The sequence below is a fragment of the Promicromonospora kroppenstedtii DSM 19349 genome, from assembly GCF_000515355.1.
Lineage (GTDB): Bacteria > Actinomycetota > Actinomycetes > Actinomycetales > Cellulomonadaceae > Promicromonospora > Promicromonospora kroppenstedtii.
In genome coordinates, this window is sequence record NZ_KI911724.1 from 19,131 (window position 1) to 25,792 (window position 6,662).

Genomic DNA, 6,662 nt, shown 5'->3' on the forward strand with positions numbered 1-6,662 from the left:
TGACCGCCCTGAACGGCGGCGGCCCGCCGCGCATCCTGGTGACGCCCGGCGCGCTGGACGGCGTGCGCCTGGAGCCGATGTCGGTGACCACGTACGTGGCGCTCGATCCCGCCGAACCGGACGCCCTGGACCACTTGCGGACGGCGGCGGCGCAGGTCGACCCCGTCGCGTACGCGTCGCCGATCGAGCAGCGCGGGATCTCCGCGGCGCTCGGCGGCATCCGGCAGGTGCTGCTGGTCGGCACGGTCGCGCTGCTGCTGCTGGTCGGGGCGAGCATGCTGGTCAACGTCGTCGAGCAGCTCCGGGAACGCCGCCGGCTGCTGGCGGTGCTGGTCGCGTTCGGCACGCGGCGGCGCACCCTGAGCGGTTCGGTGCTGTTCCAGGTGGCGATCCCGGTGGTGCTCGGGCTGGCCCTGGCGGTGGTGACCGGCTCGGTGCTGGCGCTCGCGCTCCAGGTCGCCGTCCAGGCGCCCGTCCGGTTCGACTGGGTCGGCGTGGGCGCGACGTCGGGCGCGGCGGCCCTGGTGGTGCTGCTCACGACGGCGGCCGGGCTGCCGCTGCTGTGGCGGCTGACCCGGCCGGAGGGGCTGCGCAGCGAGTGAACGGACCTCGCGGCTGTCCCTGCGCTGGTCCCGGCGAAAAAAGCCGTGGCCTTCGCGGGGGCCGGCCCGTAGGGTCGGCCGCGATATGAACGCAATGATCAGGCAGCGTTCCGCCCGCTAGCGGCGCGGAACGCACACCACCCCAAGCGCGTGCTCCGCGCCGCCGGCTCCCGCCGGGCGGCGCGTTCGTGCTGCCCGGATTCTCTGTCAGCCGACGAATCCTGGAGCACACCCATGTCGCGCAACCGCTCTTCCCGTTCCGCGGACCTCCGCCTCCCGCCGGGCAACGATCCCGGTGGCGCCCACGAGCTGGGCCAGAACCTGCTGGTCGACACGCAGGTGATCGACCGGACGGTCGCCCTGGTCCCGCGCGCCGACCGGCCGCTGGTCGAGTGGGCCGCCGGACGCGGGGCGCTGACCCTGCCCCTGGCCCGGCTGGGCCGGCCGGTAGAGGCCGTCGAGATCGACCCGCGCTCGGTCGCGCGGCTGGGGCGGATCGCCCCGGGGAACGTCACGGTCACGCGGGGCGACATCCTGCGCCACGCACCGCCGTCCGAGGCGTACGACCTCGTGTGCAACGTGCCGTTCCACCTGACCACCCCGGTACTCCGGCGCCTGTTCACGCTGACCGGCTGGCAGCGCGCCGTGCTGATCACGCAGTGGGAGGTCGCGCGCAAGCGCGCCGCCGTCGGCGGCACCACGCTCCTGACGGCCCAGTGGTGGCCGTGGTTCACCTTCGGCCTGGACCGGCGGGTACCCGCCTCGGCGTTCCGACCGCGGCCCAGCGTCGACGCCGGCCTGCTGGTCATTGACCGGCGTCCGGAGCCGCTGGTGCCGGTGGCCGACCTGGGCCGCTACCAGCGGTTCGCCGCCACCGTCTTCAACGGTCCCGGCCGGGGCGTCCACGAGGTGCTGGTCCGCACCGGGGTCGGGCCTGGCGACGTCCGGCGCTGGGCGCGCGCGAACGGCGTCCGGCCCGGTGCCCTGCCCCGCGACCTCGACGCCCGGGCCTGGGTGGACGCGTACGCGGCGAGCGTGCGGCGGCGGCCGAGATGAGACCCATCACGTGATGCCCAGCGGTTCACCATGAGTCCGGCATGACGATGCTGTCGAATAGGGCACATGTCGTCGAACGCCGCCCCGCCGCCGAGCGCACCCCGCCGTCCCCGCCGTCGCTGGATCGTCGTCCTGGTCTCGGTGGTCGCCGTGCTGGTGGCGCTCGGCGTGGCGGCCGAGGTGCTGCTGCGCGGTGTGATCGACGACCGGATCGCGGCCGCTGAGACGGACCTGCCCGCGGGCGTCACGGTGGAGCGCGACGACACGCCCGCGCTCGTGCAGCTGGCGACCGGGCGGGCCACCGTGCGGGCGGAGGTCTCCCCGGAGGCCCTCACCGACATGGCCCGCTCGGCCACCGAGCTTCCGGAGCTGCGGGTCACGCCGCAGTCCGGCGGCCTGGTGGCGCAGGTTCCGCTGTCCATCGCGGGCAGCGAGCAGAACGTGGACGTCGCACTCTCCGTCGTCGCCGAGAACGGCCGGGCGGTGCTGCGCGCGGAGTCCGTCGAGTTCGCGGGCATTTCGCTCCCCCTGGCCGCGGTGGCCGACCAGCTCGGCAACGACCAGCTGAACCAGCTCGTCGAGGGCGTGGCGTTCCCGGAGGACGAGACCGAGGTGGCGATCTCGTCGGCCCGGGCCACGCAGAACGGCCTGGAGCTGGGCGCGGAGGTCGCGATCTGGTGAACGTGCCCGGTAGATACCCGGCGCTCTTGGGGGAGAGCGGCGCGCGCGGCGAACCCGGCCGATAGCGTCCCGCAGGACACCGACCGTCGCGCGAAGGGGATCCGATGAAGGCCGACCACTACGACGAGTTCGCGGCGAGCTACGACGCCGAGAACGCCGGGAGCCTGCTCAACGCCTGGTACGAACGACCGGCCATGCTCCGCCTCGCGGGCGACGTGCGCGGCCGGAAGATCCTCGACGCGGGCTGCGGCTCCGGACCGCTGTCCGCCGAGCTGCGCGACCGCGGCGCCGAGATGAGCGGGTTCGACGGCAGCCCCGCGATGGTCGAGCTCGCCCGCCGCCGGCTCGGCGACGACGTCCCACTGACCGTAGCGGACCTCGCCCAGCCGCTCCCCTACGCGGACGACACCTTCGACGACGTCATCTCCTCCCTCGTGCTGCACTACCTCGAGGACTGGGAGCCGCCGCTGGCCGAGCTGCACCGGGTCCTCAAGCCCGGCGGCCGGCTCATCCTCTCGGTGAACCATCCGCTCGCCCGGCCCTTCCTCTTCCCGGACGAGGGTTACTTCGGCACCCGGCAGTTCACGGACGAGTTCGAGTTCGCGGGCCAGCCCGGGACGCTGACGTTCTGGCACCGACCCCTGCACGCGATGTCCGACGCCTTCGCCGCCGCGGGGTTCAGCATCACCTCCATGGCCGAACCCGCGCCGTCGCCGGACACCCCGCCCGAGCTCCTCCCGCCACGCATCGCCAGCGGCGAGCGGACGGCGTTCGTGTCGTTCCTCTTCTTCGTCCTCGAGGCCCGCTGAGACACGCGCTCGCCGGGCCGGGCGCGGACAACGTCGCTCGAGACCTCGTCGCCGCGTGGTGGTTGGCTGAACGTCCAGCTGTGCGAGTCGAACCGCTGGACGAGCGTGCCCAGCACACTCGTCAGCTGCCAGACAGATCACTGCCACGACGTGTGGGCCCTTCACCACGCATCGTCGACCGGCGCCCGCTCGAGCTGCTCCGTCCTCGCCCGGACATGCTCGACGACGGCCGCCGGCAGCCGCACGGAGTGCTCCTGCAGGTAGTGCACCGGCCCCTCTCCGTCTCAGTAACCGAGACGAATCAACGCCGGTCGTTCTGCCTCGCTGCCCACGGACGGGATCGTTCCACACGCCCACTCCGGGCAACGTGCCCCGCAGGGTCGGTTGCTCTGAGTGGACAATGTCCACTGAGAGCAACCCACCCCGGGCAGACGTGTTCTCCCCGCGCACCCACTATCGGACGGGTGCAGGCACCGCACCAGTAGCCTGGCGGGCATGGCTTCCGACGACGTGCCGGAGATCATCAGCCTGCCGATCCTGGCCGGCACCCCGGACTACCTCGACTGGATGCGCACCGAGACACGCGCGGCTGAGGCGCACGGGCTGAACCACGCACGCTGAGCGGCGTCAGCTCAGCACGAGGCTCGCGACCTTGCCGCCCCGCAGGTCGAACTTGAACGGCCCGGTCCCGTTGAACCTGTTGCTCGTCACCTTGATGGTGACGGTGTAGGCGTCGGGTCCGTCGCCCGGCTCCACGGCGACCGGGTCGAAATGGCTCTTCATGCCGATGTTGTCGGTCTCGTTCCAGCTCCGGACGCCGTCCGGTCCGTGGAACTCGCGCCCCCAGTCGTTCAGGTACGCGTCGTCGGTGAACGTGGCGACGAAGCGCTCGGTATCGCCGGCGTTGGTCGCGTCGATGAACTCCTGGATCGCGGCGGGCAGGTCGGGAGCAGCCATGGAGTGCCTCCTGGGCGGTCGGTTGTCCTGACCATAAGCAGCACGCGCCGCCCCGCGCAGGGCCGGCGAGGAAGACCCGCGCGCCCACGTCGCAGTCTTAACCGTTTCACCCCGTGGTCTCGCCCGTCCCCGCTCCGGAGAGTGGTTCCTGCACGCGCCGTGGCGGGCCCCGCCAGGCGCACCCGCACGAGCACCTGGAGGAACCCATGTCCATCCGTGCGCACGCGCGCAGTCTCACGCTCGCCGTCGCCGTGGCCCTCGCCGCGCCCTTTGCCATGGTCGCCGTCGTCGCGGCCGACACCGTCACGGCTGCGCCGGCCGCCGCCCACGGCTCGGTGACCGACCCGCCCACCCGCAACTACGGCTGCTTCGAGCGCTGGGGCAGCGACCACCTCAACCCCGAGATGGCCGAGCTCGACCCCATGTGCTGGGGCGCCTGGCAGGCCGACCCCAACGCCATGTGGAACTGGAACGGGCTGTACCGGGAGAACGTCGGCGGCAACCACGAGGCCGTCATCCCCGACGGGCAGCTCTGCTCGGGCGGCCGCACCCAGTCGCCGCGCTACGACTACCTCGACACCCCGGGCGAGTGGGTGGCCAAGGACGTGCCCCAGCAGTTCCACCTCACCCTGACCGACCAGGCGCAGCACGGTGCAGACTACCTGCGCATCTACGTCTCCAAGCCGAGCTTCGACCCGACCACGGAGGCGCTCGGCTGGGACGACCTCGACCTGGTGCAGGAGACCGACCCCTACCCCTCGCAGGGCACCTACGAGACCGACGTCGACCTCACCGGGTACAGCGGCCGCGCCGTGCTGTACACGATCTGGCAGGCGTCCCATCTCGACCAGCCCTACTACCTGTGCTCGGACATCAACATCGACGGAGCGGCGGGCGAGCCCGGCTCCGCGTCCGGCACGGCGGGGATGCCGGTCACCACGGCGCTCCGGCTGGGACAGACCGCCGCCTGATCGCTGACCTGCTTGCTTGCCCCGCTCCTGGGCGGGGCAAGCAAGCGCGAAGCATCGACACGATCGATACCTGAGACAGATCTTGTCTCACAGTGCGCGCCCGCGTAACCTGCACGAGTCGAGCCAACCACTCGGCACGGAAACACGCAGCCGTGCGGCCCCTTGGCCGCCACACGCAGGGAGGACGTCTTGAGCACCGTGCGCTCCGCACTCCCCACCCGTCTTCTCCCGGTCGCCGCGCCCTCGATGTGCGTGACCGGCTGCTGCCACCGAGGCTGTCTGTAGAGCGTCCGCACGCACCTGACCGCGCCGGCACCGCCCGCGTGGCCGGGTCGCCAGCGGGACGCTCCGGCCCCGACACCTGCCCCAGACGCTCGACGCCGGCCCCGAGGCGCGCACCCGCGCGACCAGGGCGCCGACGTCCGGCAACGCACGAACCAAGCCAGACCCGCCACCCAGCGAAGGAAGAACAATGGCCCGCATCTACGACGACGCGACCAAGCTCATCGGAAACACCCCGCTCGTCAAGCTCAACCGGCTGACCGAAGGACTCGAGGCGACGGTTCTCGGCAAGCTCGAGTTCTACAACCCCGCGAACTCCGTGAAGGACCGCATCGGCGTGTCCATCATCAATGCCGCCGAGGAGTCGGGTGAGCTCAAGGAGGGCGGCACGATCGTCGAGGGCACCTCGGGCAACACGGGCATCGCCCTGGCCTGGGTGGGCGCGGCCCGTGGTTACAAGGTGGTCCTGGCGATGCCGGAGACCATGTCCAAGGAGCGCCGTGCGCTGCTGCGCGCGTACGGCGCCGAGCTCGTGCTCACGCCGGGGGCGGAGGGCATGAAGGGCGCCGTCGCGGCAGCCGAGCGGATCGCGCAGGAGCGTCCGGGCGCCGTGCTGGCCCGGCAGTTCGCCAACGCCGCCAACCCGGCGATCCACCGCGCCACGACCGCCGAGGAGATCTGGGCGGACACCGACGGCGAGGTCGACATCCTCGTGGCCGGCATCGGCACGGGCGGCACCATCACCGGCGTCGGCCAGGTGCTCAAGGAGCGCAAGCCCGAGGTCAAGGTCATCGCGGTGGAGCCCGAGGAGTCGCCGATCCTGAACGGCGGCCAGCCCGGCCCGCACAAGATCCAGGGTCTCGGCGCCAACTTCGTGCCGGACATCCTGGACCGTGAGGTCTACGACGAGGTCATCGACATCAACCTCGCCACCGCCATCGACGCCGCGCGTCGCTCGGCCAAGGAGGAGGGCCTGCTGGTCGGCACCTCGTCCGGCGCCGCCATCGCCGCGGCCCTCCAGGTCGCCAAGCGCCCGGAGAACGCCGGCAAGACGATCGTCGTGGTCGTCCCCGACTTCGGCGAGCGCTACCTGTCCACGCCGCTGTTCGAGGGCCTGGTCGACTGATGGCCCGGGGGCGCGGGCTGCTCGGGGTTCTTTCCGACGACCTCGACGCCGCGCGCGCCCACGACCCGGCCGCGCGGTCCCGGCTGGAGGTCGCGCTTGCCTACCCGGGCGTGCACGCCCTCTGGGCGTACCGCGCGGCGCACCGTCTGTGGCGGTTCCCGGCGATGCGCCTGCCCGC

At 72.2% G+C, this 6,662-nt stretch carries 8 protein-coding genes and 1 pseudogene; 8 read left to right on the forward strand and 1 reads right to left on the reverse strand.

The genetic code is table 11. From position 1 onward, the window contains the following. The 5 genes from PROKR_RS20865 to cutA all read left to right on the forward strand — a co-directional run. Positions 1-602, forward strand: a 602-nt coding sequence (locus PROKR_RS20865; RefSeq protein ID WP_036966800.1) for an FtsX-like permease family protein, incomplete at its 5' end; no start/stop codon positions are given. A gap of 234 nt (positions 603-836) precedes the next feature. Continuing rightward, complete coding sequence (erm, locus tag PROKR_RS20870) at positions 837-1,658, forward strand: 23S ribosomal RNA methyltransferase Erm (protein ID WP_036966803.1); 822 nt, start codon at positions 837-839, stop codon at positions 1,656-1,658. A gap of 66 nt (positions 1,659-1,724) precedes the next feature. Then, positions 1,725-2,339 carry a hypothetical protein gene (locus tag PROKR_RS20875; RefSeq protein WP_036966806.1) on the forward strand — a complete coding sequence of 205 codons (615 nt, stop codon included), beginning with the start codon at positions 1,725-1,727 and terminating at the stop codon, positions 2,337-2,339. Positions 2,340-2,443: 104 nt separating this feature from the next. Next, on the forward strand, positions 2,444-3,148 hold the full coding sequence (locus PROKR_RS20880) for a class I SAM-dependent methyltransferase (protein WP_036966808.1): 705 nt from the start codon (positions 2,444-2,446) through the stop codon (positions 3,146-3,148). A gap of 495 nt (positions 3,149-3,643) precedes the next feature. Beyond that, complete coding sequence (cutA, locus tag PROKR_RS32920; protein ID WP_157602387.1) at positions 3,644-3,769, forward strand: divalent cation tolerance protein CutA; 126 nt, start codon at positions 3,644-3,646, stop codon at positions 3,767-3,769. 6 nt (positions 3,770-3,775) lie between these two features. On the opposite strand, the gene PROKR_RS20885 is transcribed toward cutA, so the two are convergent. Further along, on the reverse strand, positions 3,776-4,105 hold the full coding sequence (locus tag PROKR_RS20885) for a nuclear transport factor 2 family protein (protein WP_036966812.1): 330 nt from the start codon (positions 4,103-4,105) through the stop codon (positions 3,776-3,778). Between the two features lie 206 nt (positions 4,106-4,311). Between PROKR_RS20885 and PROKR_RS20890 the strand changes: the two genes are divergently transcribed. The 3 genes and pseudogenes from PROKR_RS20890 to PROKR_RS38230 form a co-directional block, all read left to right on the forward strand. Beyond that, on the forward strand, positions 4,312-5,076 hold the full coding sequence (locus PROKR_RS20890) for a lytic polysaccharide monooxygenase auxiliary activity family 9 protein (RefSeq protein ID WP_084800572.1): 765 nt from the start codon (positions 4,312-4,314) through the stop codon (positions 5,074-5,076). Positions 5,077-5,548: 472 nt separating this feature from the next. Then, positions 5,549-6,484, forward strand: a complete 936-nt coding sequence (gene cysK / locus PROKR_RS20895; RefSeq protein WP_036966815.1) for a cysteine synthase A — start codon at positions 5,549-5,551, stop codon at positions 6,482-6,484. Then, positions 6,484-6,662: pseudogene (locus PROKR_RS38230) on the forward strand (serine O-acetyltransferase); the annotation flags it as partial. The gene cysK and the pseudogene PROKR_RS38230, both read left to right, overlap by 1 nt.

Bases quoted from the DNA above. Each gene is read 5' to 3' on its own strand.
- erm (WP_036966803.1), top strand. From the start codon at position 837: ATGTCGCGCAACCGCTCTTCCCGTTCCGCGGACCTCCGCCTCCCGCCG.
- PROKR_RS20875 (WP_036966806.1), top strand. From the start codon at position 1,725: ATGTCGTCGAACGCCGCCCCGCCGCCGAGCGCACCCCGCCGTCCCCGC.
- PROKR_RS20880 (WP_036966808.1), top strand. From the start codon at position 2,444: ATGAAGGCCGACCACTACGACGAGTTCGCGGCGAGCTACGACGCCGAG.
- cutA (WP_157602387.1), top strand. From the start codon at position 3,644: ATGGCTTCCGACGACGTGCCGGAGATCATCAGCCTGCCGATCCTGGCC.
- PROKR_RS20885 (WP_036966812.1), bottom strand. From the start codon at position 4,105: ATGGCTGCTCCCGACCTGCCCGCCGCGATCCAGGAGTTCATCGACGCG.
- PROKR_RS20890 (WP_084800572.1), top strand. From the start codon at position 4,312: ATGTCCATCCGTGCGCACGCGCGCAGTCTCACGCTCGCCGTCGCCGTG.
- cysK (WP_036966815.1), top strand. From the start codon at position 5,549: ATGGCCCGCATCTACGACGACGCGACCAAGCTCATCGGAAACACCCCG.